The 17,161-nt window shown below is 72.6% G+C and carries 16 protein-coding genes and 1 pseudogene; 8 read left to right on the plus strand and 9 right to left on the minus strand.

Annotated features, from left to right (window positions below):
• Position 1 precedes the first annotated feature (1 nt).
• Positions 2-454 (plus strand): MarR family winged helix-turn-helix transcriptional regulator, encoded by a 453-nt coding sequence (locus tag GA0115234_RS37930; RefSeq protein ID WP_093550873.1) that lies wholly within the window; start codon positions 2-4, stop codon positions 452-454.
• A 21-nt stretch (positions 455-475) separates the two neighbouring features.
• On the opposite strand, the gene GA0115234_RS41655 is transcribed toward GA0115234_RS37930, so the two are convergent.
• Positions 476-682 carry an amidohydrolase family protein gene (locus tag GA0115234_RS41655; protein ID WP_237542086.1) on the minus strand — a complete coding sequence of 69 codons (207 nt, stop codon included), beginning with the start codon at positions 680-682 and terminating at the stop codon, positions 476-478.
• On the opposite strand from GA0115234_RS41655, the pseudogene GA0115234_RS44000 reads away from it, so the two are divergent.
• Positions 633-1,016 (plus strand): annotated as a pseudogene (locus GA0115234_RS44000) (LysR family transcriptional regulator); the annotation flags it as partial. The gene GA0115234_RS41655 and the pseudogene GA0115234_RS44000 sit on opposite strands and share 50 nt — an antisense overlap.
• A 366-nt stretch (positions 1,017-1,382) precedes the next feature.
• On the opposite strand, the gene GA0115234_RS42675 reads toward GA0115234_RS44000, so the two are convergent.
• Positions 1,383-1,538 carry a DUF6131 family protein gene (locus GA0115234_RS42675; RefSeq protein WP_093550875.1) on the minus strand — a complete coding sequence of 52 codons (156 nt, stop codon included), beginning with the start codon at positions 1,536-1,538 and terminating at the stop codon, positions 1,383-1,385.
• A 69-nt stretch (positions 1,539-1,607) separates the two neighbouring features.
• Positions 1,608-2,228, minus strand: a complete 621-nt coding sequence (locus GA0115234_RS37950) for an L-threonylcarbamoyladenylate synthase (protein WP_093550877.1) — start codon at positions 2,226-2,228, stop codon at positions 1,608-1,610.
• Between the two features lie 173 nt (positions 2,229-2,401).
• On the opposite strand from GA0115234_RS37950, the gene GA0115234_RS37955 reads away from it, so the two are divergent.
• Positions 2,402-2,878 (plus strand): GreA/GreB family elongation factor, encoded by a 477-nt coding sequence (locus GA0115234_RS37955; RefSeq protein ID WP_093550879.1) that lies wholly within the window; start codon positions 2,402-2,404, stop codon positions 2,876-2,878.
• Between the two features lie 33 nt (positions 2,879-2,911).
• Here the strand turns inward: GA0115234_RS37955 and GA0115234_RS37960 are convergent, their stop codons facing one another.
• Positions 2,912-3,547 (minus strand): DUF1345 domain-containing protein, encoded by a 636-nt coding sequence (locus GA0115234_RS37960; protein ID WP_093550881.1) that lies wholly within the window; start codon positions 3,545-3,547, stop codon positions 2,912-2,914.
• 261 nt (positions 3,548-3,808) lie between these two features.
• Between GA0115234_RS37960 and GA0115234_RS37965 the strand changes: the two genes are divergently transcribed.
• Positions 3,809-6,142 (plus strand): FdhF/YdeP family oxidoreductase, encoded by a 2,334-nt coding sequence (locus GA0115234_RS37965; RefSeq protein WP_093550883.1) that lies wholly within the window; start codon positions 3,809-3,811, stop codon positions 6,140-6,142.
• 53 nt (positions 6,143-6,195) lie between these two features.
• Here GA0115234_RS37965 and GA0115234_RS37970 read toward each other — a convergent pair whose 3' ends face one another.
• Complete coding sequence (locus GA0115234_RS37970; RefSeq protein WP_093550884.1) at positions 6,196-6,828, minus strand: TetR/AcrR family transcriptional regulator; 633 nt, start codon at positions 6,826-6,828, stop codon at positions 6,196-6,198.
• Positions 6,829-6,915: 87 nt separating this feature from the next.
• Between GA0115234_RS37970 and GA0115234_RS37975 the strand changes: the two genes are divergently transcribed.
• From GA0115234_RS37975 to GA0115234_RS37985, 3 genes are all read left to right on the plus strand, one after another.
• Positions 6,916-8,352: a purine-cytosine permease family protein gene (locus GA0115234_RS37975; RefSeq protein WP_093550886.1), complete on the plus strand. Its 1,437-nt coding sequence runs from the start codon at positions 6,916-6,918 to the stop codon at positions 8,350-8,352.
• 72 nt (positions 8,353-8,424) lie between these two features.
• Entirely contained in the window at positions 8,425-10,056 is a 1,632-nt protein-coding gene (locus GA0115234_RS37980) for an amidohydrolase (protein ID WP_093550888.1), read from the plus strand.
• A complete protein-coding gene (locus tag GA0115234_RS37985; RefSeq protein ID WP_093550890.1) occupies positions 10,053-11,159 on the plus strand; it encodes a C45 family autoproteolytic acyltransferase/hydolase in 1,107 nt (368 codons plus the stop codon). Before GA0115234_RS37980 ends, GA0115234_RS37985 begins: the two co-directional genes overlap by 4 nt.
• Positions 11,160-11,247: 88 nt before the next feature.
• Here the strand turns inward: GA0115234_RS37985 and GA0115234_RS37990 are convergent, their stop codons facing one another.
• From GA0115234_RS37990 to GA0115234_RS38005, 4 genes are all read right to left on the minus strand, one after another.
• The gene (locus GA0115234_RS37990; protein WP_093550892.1) at positions 11,248-11,622 is read right to left on the minus strand and encodes a hypothetical protein; all 375 of its coding nucleotides are present in this window, start codon (positions 11,620-11,622) and stop codon (positions 11,248-11,250) included.
• 146 nt (positions 11,623-11,768) lie between these two features.
• The gene (locus GA0115234_RS37995; RefSeq protein ID WP_093550894.1) at positions 11,769-12,464 is read right to left on the minus strand and encodes a response regulator transcription factor; all 696 of its coding nucleotides are present in this window, start codon (positions 12,462-12,464) and stop codon (positions 11,769-11,771) included.
• On the minus strand, positions 12,436-13,674 hold the full coding sequence (locus tag GA0115234_RS38000; protein WP_202554611.1) for a sensor histidine kinase: 1,239 nt from the start codon (positions 13,672-13,674) through the stop codon (positions 12,436-12,438). Before GA0115234_RS38000 ends, GA0115234_RS37995 begins: the two co-directional genes overlap by 29 nt.
• A 59-nt stretch (positions 13,675-13,733) precedes the next feature.
• On the minus strand, positions 13,734-14,786 hold the full coding sequence (locus GA0115234_RS38005) for an alpha/beta hydrolase (protein ID WP_093550896.1): 1,053 nt from the start codon (positions 14,784-14,786) through the stop codon (positions 13,734-13,736).
• 283 nt (positions 14,787-15,069) lie between these two features.
• Between GA0115234_RS38005 and GA0115234_RS38010 the strand changes: the two genes are divergently transcribed.
• A complete protein-coding gene (locus GA0115234_RS38010; protein ID WP_093550898.1) occupies positions 15,070-17,160 on the plus strand; it encodes a DUF4139 domain-containing protein in 2,091 nt (696 codons plus the stop codon).
• Position 17,161: the final 1 nt, after the last annotated feature.

Below are 17,161 nucleotides of genomic sequence, written 5' to 3' on the forward strand. Positions count from 1 at the left end.
GATGTCGCAGGAGAACGGGGAGCCGGGCGTCCCGCCCGATGCCATCAGCGGGATCGGCCCCCTGGCCCGGCAGCTGAACCAGGCACACACCCGACTCTGGTACGAGCAGGTGCACCAGGATCTGACGGGGCCTCAATTCACCGTGCTGACCCTGCTGCACACCCATGGCGACATGGACCAGGGCACGCTCGGCACCCTGGCCCATCTCGACAAGTCGACCACCGCGCCGCTCCTGGACCGACTGCGTCGGCGGGGTCTGGTGGATCTCGCGCAGGACGACAAGGACCGGCGCCGGAAGCTGGTGCGCATCACCGGGAGCGGCCGGGAGCTGGCCGTCCGCCTCGCGCCCGCGGTCGTCGCGGTGAACGAGGAGATGCTGGCGCCGTTCTCCCCCGAGGAACGGGAACAGTTCCTCGCCCTGTTGCGGCGCGCGGCGCAGCGGCGGGAGCGGTGACCCCGCTCCGCACCGGGGTGCTCAGGAAACCGTGAGCGCGCCCACGTCGTGGGCGATCCGGCCGCCGACCACGGTCGCCCCCACCGTCAGCCGTCCGATGCGCTCCGGGGCCACCCCCAGCAGGTCGTCGCTGAGCACCGCGAAATCGGCGAGCATCCCCCGGGCCAGGGTCCCCTTGATGTGCTCCTCGTGGACGGCATGGGCCGAGCCGACCGTGTACGCGGTCAGCGCCTCCCGCCGTCACCGCCTCGTGGACGGCGTGGGCCGAGCCGACCGTGTACGCGGTCAGCGCCTCCCGCCGTCACCGCCTCGTGCGGGCCGATCGGGGCGCCGGAGGCGGTCCGCCGGTTCACCATGTCGTGGATGCTCGGCAGCGGGTCCGAGGCGACCACGGGGGCGTCCGAGGAACCGGGCAGGACCAGGCCCGCCGGCCGACTCGGTCACCGCCGCGGCCCGCCAGGTACATATCGCCCAGCCCTCCCTCTCACGCCAACTGAGCGCACTGGAGAAGGACTTGGGCGTTTCTCTGTTCACCCGCCGTCCGGGTTCACTGACGCTGAACGCCGCGGGCCGCCGGTTCCGTCCGATCGCCCAGGACCTGGTGCGCCGGGCCGAACAGGCCGCCGAGACGATGTCGGCCATGGGACAGGGAGAGCAGGCGGCACTCACGGTGGTGACCGCCCCCTCCACCGTCGCCTACCTGCTGGCCCCGTTCATGGCGGGCGGCGGCAGCGCGGGGCCCACAGTGCGCGACGCCATCCAGGAGGACCCCAGCAGGGTCTTCGACACACTGCCGCGCGGCGACGCGGACCTCGGCATCTCCACCAGTCCCGCCCCGGCCCCGCTGGAATCCGCCTTCCTGGGCCGTACTCCGGTCATCGCCCAGGTTCCCGCCGGTCACCCCTGGAGCCGGCGCTCTGCGACCGCGTCACCAGTAGTGGCGCCGGCCACCCACCGCGTGTCCGACCGCGCCCAGGATCCACAGGATGGCGCCGATCACCACAAGGACGACGCCGATGGTCCACAGGATGGAAATTCCGGCCACCAGGCCGATGACCAGCAGAATGACACCGAGGACGATCATGGCGTCCTCCAATCGTGCGGCTTCTCCCAGTATGCGCCCGGTGACCGCACCGCCGCCGCCCCGGCGCGGTCACTCGAACCGCGTGATGTCACCGGCCCCCCGGCGGACGATCTCGGGTTCGCCGCCGGAGAAGTCGATGACCGTGGTCGGCTCGGTGCCGCAGTCGCCGGAGTCGACGACGGCGTCCACCACGTGGTCGAGCCGCTCCTTGATCTCCCAGCCCTGGGTCATCGGCTCGTCCTCGTCGGGCAGCAGCAGGGTGCTGGAGAGCAGCGGTTCCCCGAGTTCGGCGAGCAGCGCCTGAGCGACCACGTGGTCGGGGATCCGGACCCCCACCGTCTTCTTCTTCGGGTGCAGCAACTGGCGCGGCACCTCCTTCGTCGCGGGAAGGATGAAGGTGTAGCTGCCGGGTGTCGCCGCCTTGATCGCCCGGAACACGTCGTTGTCGACATGCACGAACTGCCCGAGCTGAGCAAAGTTCTGGCACACGAGCGTGAAGTGGTGACGGTCGTCGAGGTGGCGGATCGACCGGATCCGGCCGATCCCGTCACGGCTGCCCAGCTGGCACCCCAGCGCGTAGCAGGAGTCCGTCGGATACGCGACGAGCGCGCCGGATCGGATGCTGTCGGCCACGCTGCTGATGGTGCGCCGTTGCGGATTGTCGGGGTGCACATCGAAGTACTTCGCCATTCGCGGAGTCTAAGGGCTGTCCGGTATCCGCCCCTCGCATCGGGGAGGGCGTGGCCGTATCGGGTGCGCCCGTTCCCGGCCACCACCACAGCGTTGAGATATGCCTGATATCTTACAAATGTCACGTATAGCCTGCGGTGCTGGACCGTGCCGCCCGCGCGACGGGAGCAGGAATGAACGGTGGACCCGAACCCATCAGCACTGCCGCCCGCAAGGCGCTGGAACAGGAGCTCGCCGAGCTGCGCACCGAGCGCGCGACGGTCGCCGCCACCCTGAGCGGCGGTGACGAGGTCGGCGACCGGGCCGACCAGGCCGACGAGTTGCAGCGCGGCACGGAACTCGACCACCTGGACACCCGCATCGCCGAGATCGACGGACGGCTGCGCGAGGCGGACGTCGCGGGGGCGCCGTCGACCGACGCGGTCGGCGTCGGCAGCACCGTGACCGTACGGTTCGCCGACGGCCTGGAGACGACCATCCGGATCAGCGAGTTCGCGGAGGCGGAGGACCGGACGCTGGTCACCGCCGACAGTCCGCTCGGCGGCGCGCTGCTCGGACATCACGCCGGTGAGACGCTCACCTACAACCCGCCCGGGGGTCGTACGACCGTGCTCGTGCTGTCGGTGGGCGGCGACGGCGGCAAGGCGTAGCCCGCACGAGTGCCCGTACGGGAGCGTGCGCGGTCAGCCCGTGACGATTCCGGCGACGAGGTTGATCGTGGTGGCCAGGATGCTGGCGCCGAACACATAGGACAGCAGGCAGTGCCGGAGGGCGACCGCGCGGATCGTGGAGCTGGAGACGCCGGTGTCGGAGACCTGATAGGTCATCCCGAGGTTGTAACTGAAGTAGAGGAAGTCCACGTACTTCGGGGGGTCCTGGGAATTGAAGTCGATCCCGCCTTCGGACGGCAGGTAGTAGAGGTACGCGTAGCGGGTGGCGTACATCAGGTGGAGCGACGCCCAGGCCATGAAGACGCCGCAGAGCGCCGTCGCGGCCGCGGCGTGGCTCAGGTCCGAATGGCCGACCAGGAGCAGCACCACGATGCCGACCAGTCCGCACAGGGCGGCAGCGACGACGACGAGTTCCTCGACGACGGGCCGGAACTCCTCGCGCCGTACGTTGTGATGGGTGGTCGCCGCGTCCATGGGCCACAACACGAGCCACCCGGTCACCACGAAGATCGTCTCCGCCGCGGCGATCCCCGCGAGCACTCCCAACGGCCCGTTGGACAGCAGACCGCTGAGCACACCGATCACCGCGCCGACGACCGCCGAGACGACGAGTCGGGGAACGGCGGAGAGCGCCGGCCGATGGTTCATGGACGTCAAGGGTGACCACCTCGATGGCCCGGTGGATCACCGCGCCCGGCCGGGATGCCGCCCATGAGGCAGGGGGCGGACGATGAGTACGGCCCAGCGTATCCGCGCCCGCGCCGCGGTGCAGGCCGCCGACAGGACGGGTCCCTGCCCGGCACTCCCCCGGCTCCGCACTCCGTGTACCGCACCGGCCGAAGCCGGGTGGCGGGGGTGGACCGGCGTGCATAGCCTGCCCGGGAGGACCGCTTCGCACAGCGCGCCCGAATGGCGGAAGGGTTGAAGGCCTTGAGCACCGACCATGACGAGCAGCAGCCCCCGGAACCCGCGGTGGGACCCGCTCCGAAGGACGATCCGGAGTTCCGCCCGTACCACCACCCCGCCGCGGGCTGGGGCGCCGCGAAGAGCGTGAGCCGTTTCCTGCTGCGCGAGGGCGCCCTGGTCGACGGGCCGCGGGCCATCATGCGGATGAACCACGAGAACACCGGATTCGACTGCCCGGGATGCGCCTGGCCGGACGACACCAAGGGCCTGCACCTGGACATCTGCGAGAACGGGATCAAGCACGTCACCTGGGAGATGACCCGCAAGCGGGTCGGGCGCGAATTCTTCGCCGCCCACTCGGTGACCGAGCTGTCCGGGTGGAGCGACTACGACCTGGAGAACCAGGGGCGGCTGACCGAACCGATGGTCTACGACCCCGAGTCGGACCACTACGTCCCGATCGGCTGGCAGGACGCGTTCGAGCTGGTCGGACGCGCACTGCGGGAGCTCGACGACCCGAACCGGGCGGCGTTCTACACCTCCGGCCGGCTCGGCAACGAGGCCACCTTCCTCTACCAGTTGATGGCCCGTGAACTGGGCACGAACAATCTGCCGGACTGCTCCAACATGTGCCACGAGGCCAGCGGCCGGGCCCTTCAGGCCTCCCTGGGCACCGGCAAGGGGACGGTCGACCTCAAGGACTGGGAGTCCGCCGACGCGCTGTTCATCCTGGGGGTCAACGCCGCTTCCAACGCGCCCCGGATGCTCACCGCCCTCGCGGAGGCGTACCACCGGGGCGCCCAGATCGTGCACATCAACCCGCTCGTCGAGGCGGCGGCCACACGCACCATCGTCCCCCACGACTTCACGGACATGGCCCTGTTCAGGACGACCCGGACCAGCACGCTCAATCTGCAACCGCGCATCGGCGGCGACATGGCCCTGCTGCGCGGCATGGCCAAGGCGGTCCTGGAGCAGTCCGCCTCCGATCCCAAGGCGCTGGACCGGGAGTTCATCGACCGGCACACCACGGGTTTCGAGGAGTACCGCGCGCTGTGCGAGGCCACGTCGTGGGAGGAGATCGAGACCCAGTCCGGGCTGAGCCGCGCCGATGTCCTCAAGGCGGCACGGGTCTACGGCGAGGCCGACCGCTCGATCGTCAGCTGGTGCCTGGGGCTCACCCAGCACGAGCACGGCGTGGACACCGTACGGGAGATCGTCAACCTGCTTCTGCTCCGGGGCAATCTGGGGCGGGAGGGCGCGGGGCCCTCCCCCGTACGGGGGCACAGCAACGTCCAGGGCAACCGCACCTGCGGCATCGATCACCGCCCCGGCGACGCGTTCCTGGACCGCCTCGCCGAGGTCTGCGAGATCCGGCCGCCCCGCGAGCACGGCCTGGACACCGTCAACACGATCAGGGCGATGCGGCGCGGCGACGTGAAGGTGTTCGTCGGCATGGGCGGCAACTTCGCCCTCGCCGCACCCGACACCCCGGCCACCTGGGCGGCGCTGCGCACCTGCGAACTCACCGTCCAGGTGAGCACCAAACTCAACCGCAGCCATCTCGTCCACGGCCGCCGGGCCCTCATCCTGCCGTGCCTCGGCCGTACCGAGAAGGACCACCAGCGCAAGGGCGTCCAGAGCACGTCCGTCGAGGACTCGATGAGCATGGTCCATCTGTCCGTCGGCATGAAGCGCCCCGCCTCCCCGCACCTGCTGTCCGAACCGGCCATCGTCGCCGGCCTGGCCCGCGCCGCCCTGCCGGACAGCGCCACGCCCTGGCAGTGGTACGTCGAGGACTACGACCGGATCCGCGACACCATGGCCCGGGTCCTCGACGGTTTCGAGGACTTCAACCGCCGGGTGCGGCTGCCGCTGGGCTTCCGTATCAAGCAGCCCGCCCGTGAGCTGGTCTTCCTGACCCCGTCCGGACGCGCCGAGTTCTCCACCGCCGCCCTGCCCGACGTCGTCCCCGCCCCGGGCACCCTGGCCCTGGGCACCATGCGGTCCCACGACCAGTGGAACACCACGATCTACTCCGACAACGACCGCTACCGGGGCGTCAAGAACCTGCGCACCCTGGTCTTCATGAACCGGGCCGACATGCGCGAACGCGGCATCGCCGACCTGGGCCCCGTCGACATCACGAGCACCGCCAAGGACGGCAGCCTGCGGTCCCTCAACGGCTACCTCGCCATCCCCTACGACATTCCGCGCGGCTGTGCGGCCGGCTACATGCCGGAGATGAACGTGCTGTGCGCGCTCGGCGACTACAGCACCCAGAGCGACCAGCCGATCATGAAGCACGTCAAGGTCACCATCGGCCCCGTGGCCTGAGCGGGCCCCCGCACGGGCGGGGCGCGCTTGGGCGGCGTGCCGGGCCCGGTCCGTCAGGCCCGGCTGCGGAGCGCGCCCCGGGCCAGGCCCAGCAGGCGTTCGGCCGTGGCGATGGCCATGTCCTCCAGCACCGGATGGTCCACCTGTGTGTCGTCGTTGGCGTACGCACCGAGACCGTCGACGGTGACCAGGATGTGCAGGGCCGCTCCGAGCGCGTCGTCGGTCGTGAAGTGCCCGGTGCACCGCCCCTCCTCGACGAGGTCCGCGAGGGCGGTGCGCGTCTCGGACTCCTGGGTGCGCACCGCCGTGCGCAGCCCGGTCCTGAATCTGCTGATGTGCCGCGCGTTGAGCCAGAGCCGGCTGAGGTCGCGGTACTCGCCATCGGTGAGACGCACGAGGAAGCGGGCGAGCCGCACGTCCGCCGGGAGCTCCCGCTCGTCGTCGGGCAGGAGCGATTCGCGTTCCTTCGCCGCGGCGTGGGAGAACGCCTCGCTCACGAGGTTGTCCGCGGCCGGGAAGTAGTGGCCGATGAGCCCGGGGCGGACGCCCAGCTCGTCGGCGACGCGCCGCAGGGTGATGCGTTCCAGCCCCTCTTCCAGCGCGATGTCCGCCGCGGTCCGCACGATTTCCGCGCGGCGCTCGCCGGGCAGCTTCCGGGTCCGTGTGGGCTGAGGTCTTGACGTCATGGGGGACACGCTATTGGATGTGTGCCCAACACGCAGTTGGCCATTTGCCCAATAGGGGCCGGACGGCCGGCGACCCGAGAGGCCCCGATGACGACGACGAACCCCGGCTCCCTCGACGAACACGGCCCCGAGCGCACCGGGCACGTGGAGACACGAGGCATCGACCTGGTCCCGGCCGACGAGCGCGGTGGACGGCCGCGCCAGCTGTTCGCGGTCTGGGCGGCGCCGAACGTGAGCTATCTGAGCTTCGTCGTCGGCGCGACGCTGATCCTCATGGGCCTCACGCTCCCGCAGGCCCTCGGTGTGGTCCTGACCGGGAACCTGCTGTGGATCTGTACGGGCGTCGTCGCGGCGAGCGGCCCGGCCGCGGGCACGAGCGGGTCGGTGATCTCCCGCGCGATGTACGGCGTCGTGGGCAACAAGGTGGTGCTCGTCCTGACCGGCTGGCTCATAGCCGCCGCCTACCTCGCCCTGAACTGGTCGGCCGCCTCGGTCGCCGGCATCGGCCTGGCGGGCCGGTTCGGCCTGCCGGACAACTCGGCCGTCGACGCGACCGTCATCTGCCTCATCGCCGCCGGAACCCTGCTGATCGCGATCTTCGGCCACGCGACGATCGTCCGCCTCTACACCGCCCTCAGCGTGCTCCTGACCGTGGTGTTCATCGTCGTCACGGGGTACGTGCTCGCCGGGACCGACTGGTCCTACGCCCCGGCCGAGCCGCTCAAGGGCCCCGCGCTCGCGGTGGCGCTCGGCACGGGTTTCACCATCATCGCCTCCACCCCGCTCTCGTACAGCAACAGCCCCGACCTCGCCCGCTACCTGCCCCGGGACAGCAGCCCGGTCGCCATCGCGGGGTGGACGGCGCTCGGCGCGTACCTGCCGAGCAGCGTCTTCACCATGGTCGGCGCGCTAGCGGCCACCAGCCTCGACATGAGCGACCCGGAAGCCGCGCTGGAGAGCATCCTGCCGAGCTGGTTCATCCCGGTCTTCGTGATCGCGGTCGTCGTCAACACCATGACGAACAACGGCATGACGGCCTACAGCGCCAGCCTGTCGATCCAGTCGGTCGGCGTCCGTCTCGCACGCATCCCGGCGGTCCTGATCATCGGGGTGCTCGGCACGGTCATGACGCTGTACGCGATCCTCGTCTTCGACTTCCTGACCAGCGTCAACACCATGCTCCAGCTCGTGGTCGTGGTGACCGGCCCGGCCATGGCGGTGGCCGTGACCGACCTGGTCCTGCGGCGCAATCGCTACAACGGGGCCGACCTCCTCGAACAGCGGCGCGGCGGCCCGTTCTGGTACCACCGCGGCGTCCACTGGGCCGGATTCCTCGCCATCGTCGTCGGCGGCCTCACCTCCGCGCTGTGGGTGAACACCAGCTTCTGGACCGGCCCGATCGCCAGGGCCCTGGGCGACGTCGACCTGGCGATTCCGTCCGGCATGCTCACCGCGGCCGCCGTCTACTGGGCGACGACCCGCGTCCTGCGCAGCATCCCGCGCGACCGAGAGCCTGTCGGGTGACCTCCGACCGGCTCTGAGGCGCGCACCGAACACAGCACGACACCGAACCCCGCAAGACCAGAAGGAAACCCTGTGCACGCCGACGTCCTGGTACTCGCCCACCACATCGAACATCTGACGGGGGAGATTCCCGCCCCTTCCGCCGACGCGGTCGCGATCGCCGACGGCCGGATCATCGCCGTCGGCACCGCGCCGGACCTCGAACCGCTGCGGGGCCCCGGCACGGCCGTTCACGAATTCCCGGGCGCCACGGTCCTGCCCGGTCTCGCCGATGTCCACGCCCACCCGGTGTGGGGGTCGATATCGATCGGCAGCGGTGTGGACCTGTCCGGCGCCTCGACCTTGGAGCAGGTGTACACCCGCCTGGCCGAAGCGGCCGACGCACTCGCGGCGGACGAGTGGATCACCGGGTACGACCTCGACGTGAACGTGTTCGACGGCGACCCGGCCGGAACCGTGTTCGCGGAGCGCTTCCCCGGCCGGCCCATCTCGCTGATGACACGCGACGCGCACGCGCTCGTCGTGAGCCCCCGGGTGGTGGAACTCGTCGACCTGACCGGTCAGGAGACGTTCACCGACGCCTCGTCCGTCGAGGTCGGCCCGGACGGCCGCCCGACCGGCTTCGTGGTCGAGCTCCAGGCGATGGACCTGGTCTTCGACCACTATCCCGAAGTGCCCGTGGACACCGCCGCCTCGTACGTACGCCACCAGCTCGACCAGCTGGCGCGCGGCGGGCTCACCGGCCTGCACGCGCTCGACTTCTCCGACCCGTCCGAAGCGGTGTACCGGCACATCGAGGAACACGGGGAACTGCCGCTCCGCATCCGCTGCTCCCCACTGGTGCCGGCCGACTCCTCGCCCGACGTCTGGCAGCACGTCGCCGATCTCCAGGGCCGTCGCGGGCGGCGCTGGCACGTCGAGGGTGCGAAGTTCATGCTCGATGGCACGGCGGACAACGGCACGGCCTGGTTCGACCGGCCGGACATCCACGGCGAGAACCGCGAGCCGCTCTGGCGCGACGTCGACGCGTACCGCGACGCGATGCGCTTCTTCGCCGGGCGCGGCATCCCGACCGCCACCCACGCGATCGGCGATCGGGCCGTCCGGTTCGCCCTCGACGTCATCGAGGAGGTAGGTCCGGCCGGCGGTGCCCCGCACCGCATCGAACACATCGAGTCCATCCCGGACGACCTGCTGGGCAGGTTCGCCGAACTCGACGTCGTGGCCAGCCTCCAGCCCGTGCACGGGACCCGGCACACCCGCGCCGACGGCACCGACAACTGGTCGCGGCGCATCGGACCCGACCGCGTCGCCCACGGCTGGCGCACCCGCGACCTCCTGGACCACGGCGCCGTCGTGGCGCTCGGCTCCGACTGGCCCATCGGTCCCGGAGATCCGCGCATCGGTCTGGCCGACTGTCAGTTGCGCCGTCCGGTCGAGGAGTCCGACACGGCACCCGTGCAGCCCGGACAGGCGGTCACCGCGCGCGAGGCGTATGCCGGTATGACCGCCGCCGCCGCGTACGCCGCCGGTGCGTCCGCCGAGCTCGGCCGGATCGCGCCCGGCTTCCTGGCCGACCTCACCGTGTTCGCGGCCAACCCGCTCGACCTCGTCCCCGAAGCACAGCCCGGCAACGCCGTACTCGCGACGATCGTCGGCGGCGCCGTACAGCTTCACCCGAACACCGTGAAAGGACGCCCGTGACCACGACGTCGATCCCCCGCCCCGAACACCGCCGCCACGTCAAGGCCGCCGACGCCGACCCGCGTGCCCGCGGCATCGCCCGCGGCGAGCAGCTGCGCGACGGCATCCCCGCCGCGCTCGACGCGTACGACCGGCTCTTCGCCCTCGGTTCCGTCTCCCCCGCCCAGGTACGCGAGGACGCCGAGCGCGCCCTCGACGTCATCGGACGGTTCCGCCCGGGAGCGCGCGCCGAGATCGAGGGCATCGCCCACGGGTCCGGCATCGAGCCGTGGCGCATCGGCGTGCTGAACGCGCGCACCGAGATCCTGGCGCGCAGCGCGACCGTGCCGCCCGGCGAATGCACCACGATCGTGCGCCATGTCACCGGATCCGGTGGTTCGGCGACGCGCACCTTCGGCGTCCAGACCTGGGACTGGCACATCGAGCTGAGCGCCCTGTGGCACACGTTGGAGGTGCGCGGTGGCCGGCACGACTTCGTCGGCATCACCGAGGACGGCATCCTCGGCAAGATCGGCGTCAACAGTGCCGGGCTCGCCCTGCACTTCAACATCCTCGGGCACGTCCGGGACGGGATCGGCGGCGTCCCCGTGCACGTGCTCGCGGCGATCGTCCTGGAGGAGGCGGGCAGCGTCGCCGAGGCCGTCGAGATCGTCCGTGCCGCGCCCCTGGCGTCGTCCGGTTCGTTCGCCCTCTTCGACGAGACGGACGCGGTCCTCCTCGACCTGAGTCCGGTCGGTGTCTTCCCGATGCGGCCCGAGCACGGCACTCTCGTGCGCACCAACCACTTCCTGACGCCGATGCCCGCCGCGGACGAGAAGACATGGCTCTACCAGCCCGATTCGGGCGAGCGCTACGACTTCGTCCGCGCACGTCTCGCGCGCGCGGAGCCGCCGGCCACGCTCGACGAGCTGGCGGGCCACCTCGTGACCGGGGACGGCGAGCCGCCGGTGACCTGTCTGCCCGATCTCGACAAGCCGCTCGGCCAGCGCTGGGCGAGCCTCGCGACCGTCGCCCTCGATCCGGCGACGCGCACCGCCCGGGTCCTGGACGGCACCCCGGCGGACATCGGCTCGCGCGACTGGCGCGTCCTCACCGCCGGCTGAGCCGTACCCGGCCCGCCCATGGCCGGCATGGGCGGGCTGCCGGGGCCCGCGAGGAGGCCCGTCGGGCCGGTGCCGCGCCGCGCCCCGTTCACCGGGTGGACGACGTGGTCTTGCTGACCCACTGGGACAGCGTGATCTGCCGCGTCGCGGCGGCCCGGTCCGGCCTGCGGTGGCGGGGGGCCGCGTCGCCGCGTGCGGTCCGGCCGGCCGGGCACACGCGCCGGTGCCGGCCCTGGCCGCAGGCCAGGGCGTCACGCAGCAGGGTCAGATGCGCGGGAACCGCCGCGGAGCATTCGTGCGCCTCCCGGCAGGTGGCGCAGGCCGCCAGGTGGGCCCCCACGGCGCGCGCCTCGTCGGGGGCGAGGGTCTCGGGTGCGTTTCCGGCCAGTTCACGGATCGTGCGGCAGTCCTCGACGACGGGCTTCTCGCCGGACATCGTGGTCGAGCAGCGGGCTTCGGTCATGGCGAAACCTCCGTTCATGGTCCCACCATCGCCCGGCGACGGCCCCCGGCACATCGTCCCCACACAGTGATTCCCGACTACCACGGCTGCGGTATCCGGTGTGCCGGACTACTGCCGGGGCCGACCGCTGCACACCGTGCGGGCGCTCACGCGGGCACCTCCGGGCCGCTCTCCCCGGTCACCGGGCTGACCAGCCCGCACTGATAGGCGACGACCACGAGCTGGGCGCGGTCCCGGGCCGCCAGCTTGGTCATCGCCCGGTTGACGTGGGTCTTGGCGGTCAGCGGGCTGACGAACAGCCGGTCGGCGATCTCCTCGTTGGACAGGCCAAGGGCGGCCAGGGCCGTGACGTCGCGCTCCCTCGGCGTCAAGCACTCCAGCCGCTCGGGCACGGACACCGGACAGGGCTCCGGCTGGGCCAGGAAGCGGGTGATCAGGGCCCGTGTCGCCGTCGGGGACAGCAACGCCTCGCCTCCCGCGACCGTACGCACGGCGTCCAGCAGCTCCTCGGGGCGTGCGCCCTTGCCGAGAAAGCCGCTCGCCCCCGCGCGCAGCGCCTCGGCGACGTGCTCGTCGTCCTCGAACGTGGTCAGGATGAGTACCTTCACGTCCGCGAGCTCCTCGGACTCGCTGATGAGCCGGGTCGCCTCCAGGCCGTCCATCTCCGGCATGCGGATGTCCATCAGGACCACGTCAGGGCGCTGTGCGCCTGCCAGCTCGACGGCCTCGCGCCCGTCGGACGCCTCGCCCACGGTCTCCATGTCGTCCGTGGCGTCGAAGAGCATCCTGAAGGTGCCCCGCAGCAGGGCCTGGTCATCGGCAAGCAGTACGCGAATCGTCATGCCCGTCCCTCCGGTCCCGTGCCGGGCCGGGGCGGCCGGGTCGCAGCGGCAGTTCCGCCGTCACACTGAATCCGCCCTCGGGGCGTGGTCCCGCGTGCAGCCTGCCCCCGATCGTGGCAGCCCGCTCACGCATGCCGATCAGCCCGTGACCGGCGCCCGGGTGCGGACGGCGGGGTCCGGCGGACCCGTCGTCCTCGACGGTGATCGTAAGCCGTTCACGGTGGTAGTGCAGGCAGAGCCGGGCGTGATCGGCTCCGGCGTGCTTGCGCACATTGGTCAGGGACTCCTGGACGATGCGGTACGCGGCCAGGTCGACCGCCGGCTCCAGCGGTTCGGTGGTGCCGTGCCGGGTGTGGCTCACGGACAGCCCGGCGCGTTCGAACGAGGCCAGCAGGGCCGGTACCTGCGCCAGGCCCGGCATCGGGTCGCGGGGTGCCACCGGATCGTCGGACTGCCGGAGCAGGCCCACGGTCACCCGCAGCTCGTCCAGTGCGGAGCGGCTGGTGTCCCGGATGTCCTCCAGTGCGGTGAGGATCTGTTCCGGTCGCTGGTCCACCAGGTGGACGGCGACGCCCGCCTGCGCGTTGATCAGGGCGATGTGGTGCGCGACGATGTCGTGGAGTTCGCGGGCGATCCGGACCCGCTCGGCCGCCACCCGCTGCCGTGCCTCCTGCTCGCGGGTGTGCTCCGCGTGCTCCGCCCGTTCCTCCACGGCCACGACATAGGCGCGACGGGAGCGCACCCCGTCCCCGACCGCGGCCGGCAGGGCCGTCCAGGCCAGCGTCGCGGCCGTGTCCGGCTCCAGCCAGGACTGCGGGGTGAACACCGCGGCGGCGCTCACCAGGAGCGCGGCCGAGACGGCCGCCGAGACCCAGGCGGTACGCCGGTCGGTCCGTACGGCCACGTTGTAGACGGACACCAGGACCGGGCTCACCACCAGTGGGCTGTCCCGGACCCCGAGCAGCTGAAAGGCCACCCCGCAGCCAACGGTGACGGCCAGTACGCCGAACGGGTGGCGGCGCCGCCACACCAGTGCGGCGCAGCCGATGGCCGCCACCAGCACCGGGGGCCAGCGCAGCAGGACCTGGTGCCGGTGCGGGTCGACCGAGGCGGCCACGACCGCCAGCACGAACAGCATGGCGGCGCCCGCCGCGTCCGCCGCGCGGAGCCGGGCCCGTCCTCCTGGCCGCCAACCGTTGATCACCGCCATTCCCCCACGGTAGGGGCGACGGACGGATCGGGCATCGCCGCGCCGGGGCGGGAGCCCCGCTACGCCTGCCGTCCGTCGGCCCCGGTCCCGCCGGACTGCGCGAGGAGGCGCCGGAGCCAGCGGGTGCGGGCGTCGCGGGCGTCCCGGCTGAGGGCGGCCCGCGGTGCCAGCCCGTCGAAGCCGTGGCAGGCGCCGGGCCATACATGCAGTTCGGCCCGGCCGCCCGCCTGCCAGATCGCGTTCGCGTAGGCCACGTCCTCGTCCCGGAACATCTCGGCCGACCCGACCTCGACATAGGCCGGAGGGAGTCCGGAGAGGTCGGTGGCGCGGGCGGGGGCCGCGTAGGGCGGCAGGTCCGGGTCGCCGTAGCGGTCCCCGAGCAGCGCCTGCCAGGCGGTCGTGTGGGAGGTGAGATCCCACATGCCGAGGCCCGTCATCTGGTGGCTGGAGAAGGTGCTGCCGCGGTCGTCGAGCATCGGGCACAGCAGCAACTGCCCCAGGAGCCCGGGACCGCCCCGGTCGCGGGCCAGCAGGGCAAGGGCCGCGGCGAGCCCGCCGCCGGCGCTCTTGCCCGCGACGACGATCCGGTCCGCGTCGATGTCCAGCGCGGCCGCGTGGCCGGCCGCCCAGACGAGTCCGGCGTAGCAGTCCTCCAGCGGTTGCGGGTACCGCGCCCGCGGCGCCAGCCGGTACTCGACGGAGATGACGGCCAGCTCCAGCGGGAGCACCCATTCGCTCAGGATCCGCGGCAGCACGGACCACGCGTTGCCCATGACCATCGCGCCCCCGTGCAGGTAGTACAGCAGGGGCAGCGGCCCGGCGAGCCCGGACGGCCGCGCGCTCACGAGCGTGACCTCCGGTCCGCCCGGCGGTCCCGGCACCCGGAGTTCCGTCACCTCGAAGCGGCCGTCGGCACGCAGCTCCTCGGCCGTCGGCCTGGGCCGCGACGCGGCGTCCCGTTCCTGCCGGGCGGCCAGGTTCCCCGGGGTGAGCGGCTCCCGCGCCTCCTCGCCCAGGGCGGCGAGCACGACGCCCAGTTCGGGGTCGAAGGGCGGCACCGCCCTCCGTGCCGGGACGCGGCCGGGCTCGGACGGCACGCGGCGGGCGCTCATGTCCCGCCTCCCGGCCGGACGACAGGACCGCCTCCCGGCCTGACGACGGGATGCCGCGCCGCGTCGGCGCCGCACCGGTACGTCCGTACGCGTGTGTTCATGGGGACACCTCGCCCGTTACCCATACGGCGTAGCCAACCACACCGCCGGGCCCGGCGGTCGGCGTACGCCTCGGGGTCCCGGCCTCCTCTCCCGACGCGGCCTTCTCCTGACGCGGCGCGGGTGCATGGACCGTCCGGGCGTAGGCTTCGCTCAGCATGGACACGGCAGGGGGGCGGAGCACATGACGACCGGGGCGACACCGCGGTGGGACTCGACCCTTGATGCGGTCGTGGTGTACGCGCAGGGCGCGGTCTGCCGGCGCCTGGCCCGGGGCGGCGTCCCGTCCCACGGCAGGGTGCGGGTGACGGGGCTGCCCCGTTCGCTGGACCCCGGCTCGCTGCGGGCCCGGGTCCTGGGCACCCCCGGCGCGCGCGTCACCGAGGCCCGGGTGGAGATCGAGGCCGAGCCGCTCGGCACCGGCACGCCGGACGCGCTGCGGCACGAGGTCGAGCGGCTGAGCGACGAGAGCGCGGCGGCACGGGGGCGCCGGAACCGGCAGCTGAGCCTGATCGAGGAGGTCGCGGCGCTCCGCCCGGTGCCGCCGCCCCGCAGGCGCGAGGACCCGCACCGCCGCACCCCGGTCGACGCGTGGCTTGAGCTCGCCGACTTCGTCGACGAACGGCTGGCGGGACTGCACCAGCGCCTCGCCGGGCTGGAGGAGGCGCTGCGCGACGTCGAGCACGCACACGACCTCGCCGTCGACAGGCTTGAGCGCGCCTCCACCGACGCGCCGCCGGCGCATGTGGAGACCACGGTCTGCGCGGTCCTGACCCTCGACGGCTGCGGTGACGCGCAGGTCGAACTGGAGCTGGAGTACGGGGTGCCGGGCGCCGTCTGGGTGCCGGCCTACCGTCTCGCCCACCGCCAGGACGACGGCAGCGGCCGGCTGACGCTGCGCGCCTCGGTCGCCCAGCGGACCGGTGAGGACTGGACCGGCGTACGCGTCTCCCTGGCCACCGCCGACCTGCGGCGCCGCACCGACCTGCCGAGGCTGCGCTCGGTCCGGATCGGACGCAGTCAGCCCGCACCCGCTCCGTCCGGCTGGCGCGAGCCCCCGACCGGGCTCGGCGACCTGTTCTCCGGGTACGACTCCGCAGGCCCCCGCCCGGCCCCGGCCTCCGCACTCACGGCTGTCGCGGCCGGTGCCGCATCCCATGCGGAGGTGGGCGGCCCCGTACCGCCCCCGCCACCGCCGCCTCCCCCACCGTCGGCGCCGCAGGGCTACGGCCTCCCGCCGGGCGCGGTCCCGGCACCCGGCAGCGCCGCACCGCCCGCGTTCGGCGGCGGGATGCCCGCTCCCGCGCAGCCGACCGGGTCGCGACCGGGTGACCCGTCGCGTTCCCGTGCCAGGTCCTTCGCGGGCGCCCCCGCTCCGATGGCGCCCCCGGCTCCCGGCGGGGCCGTGCCGCCGCCCCCTCCGGCACCGGTGGCCGGTCCGCCGCGGCCGAGCGGCACCGAGCTCGACTATGCCGACCTCGTCCTGTGCGGCCCGGACGAGCAGGGCGGTCGCAGGGGGCGGCTGTTCCCCGGCTCCTCCTTCGACCCGGTGGCGGCCGAGTACCGCCGCCGCGCGGAGGCGGTGGCCGCGCTGCCGTTGCCCGGAAAGGCCGTACGGCCCCGCGAGTCGGCGGGCTCCTTCGACCACCGCTTCGACGCCGCCGCCCGCGCCGACATTCCGTCGGACGGCACCTGGCACACCGTCACCGTCGGCGAGATCCCGGTCGGCCTGCGCACCGAGTACCTCTGTGTGCCCTCCGTGGAGCAGACGGTCTACGCGACGCTGGTGCTCTCCAACGCCACCGACCAGGCACTGCTGGCCGGACCGGTGGAGGTCACCGTCGACGACGAGTTCCTGCTGACCGCCGCGCTGCCCACGCTCGCCCCCGGCGGTGTCCGCCGGATGGGGCTCGGGCCCGCCGAGAGCATCCGGGTCACCCGCCGTACGAACCTGCACGAGTCGACCTCGGGCCTGCGCAACAACACCACCGTGCTCGACCACCGCGTCCACGTGGAGCTGGTCAACCTGCTCGCCGGGCCCGTCGCCGTGGAAGTCCGCGAACGGGTGCCGGTCACCTCCGAACCGGATGTCCGGATCGAGGAGCAGGCCGACTGGACGGCACCCGAGGAAGGAACCGGACCCGACCGGCTCGCGCCCGGCACCCGGGTCTGGCGACTGGACCTGCCCGCAGGCGCCACCGCCGCCCTCGACGGCGGCTACGAGATCCGCATCCCGACCGGCAAGGCCCTGGTCGGCGGCAACCGCAGGAGCTGAC

Origin of the sequence: Streptomyces sp. DvalAA-43 (genome assembly GCF_900091725.1) — a bacterium.
Taxonomy (GTDB): Bacteria; Actinomycetota; Actinomycetes; order Streptomycetales; family Streptomycetaceae; genus Streptomyces; species Streptomyces pulveraceus.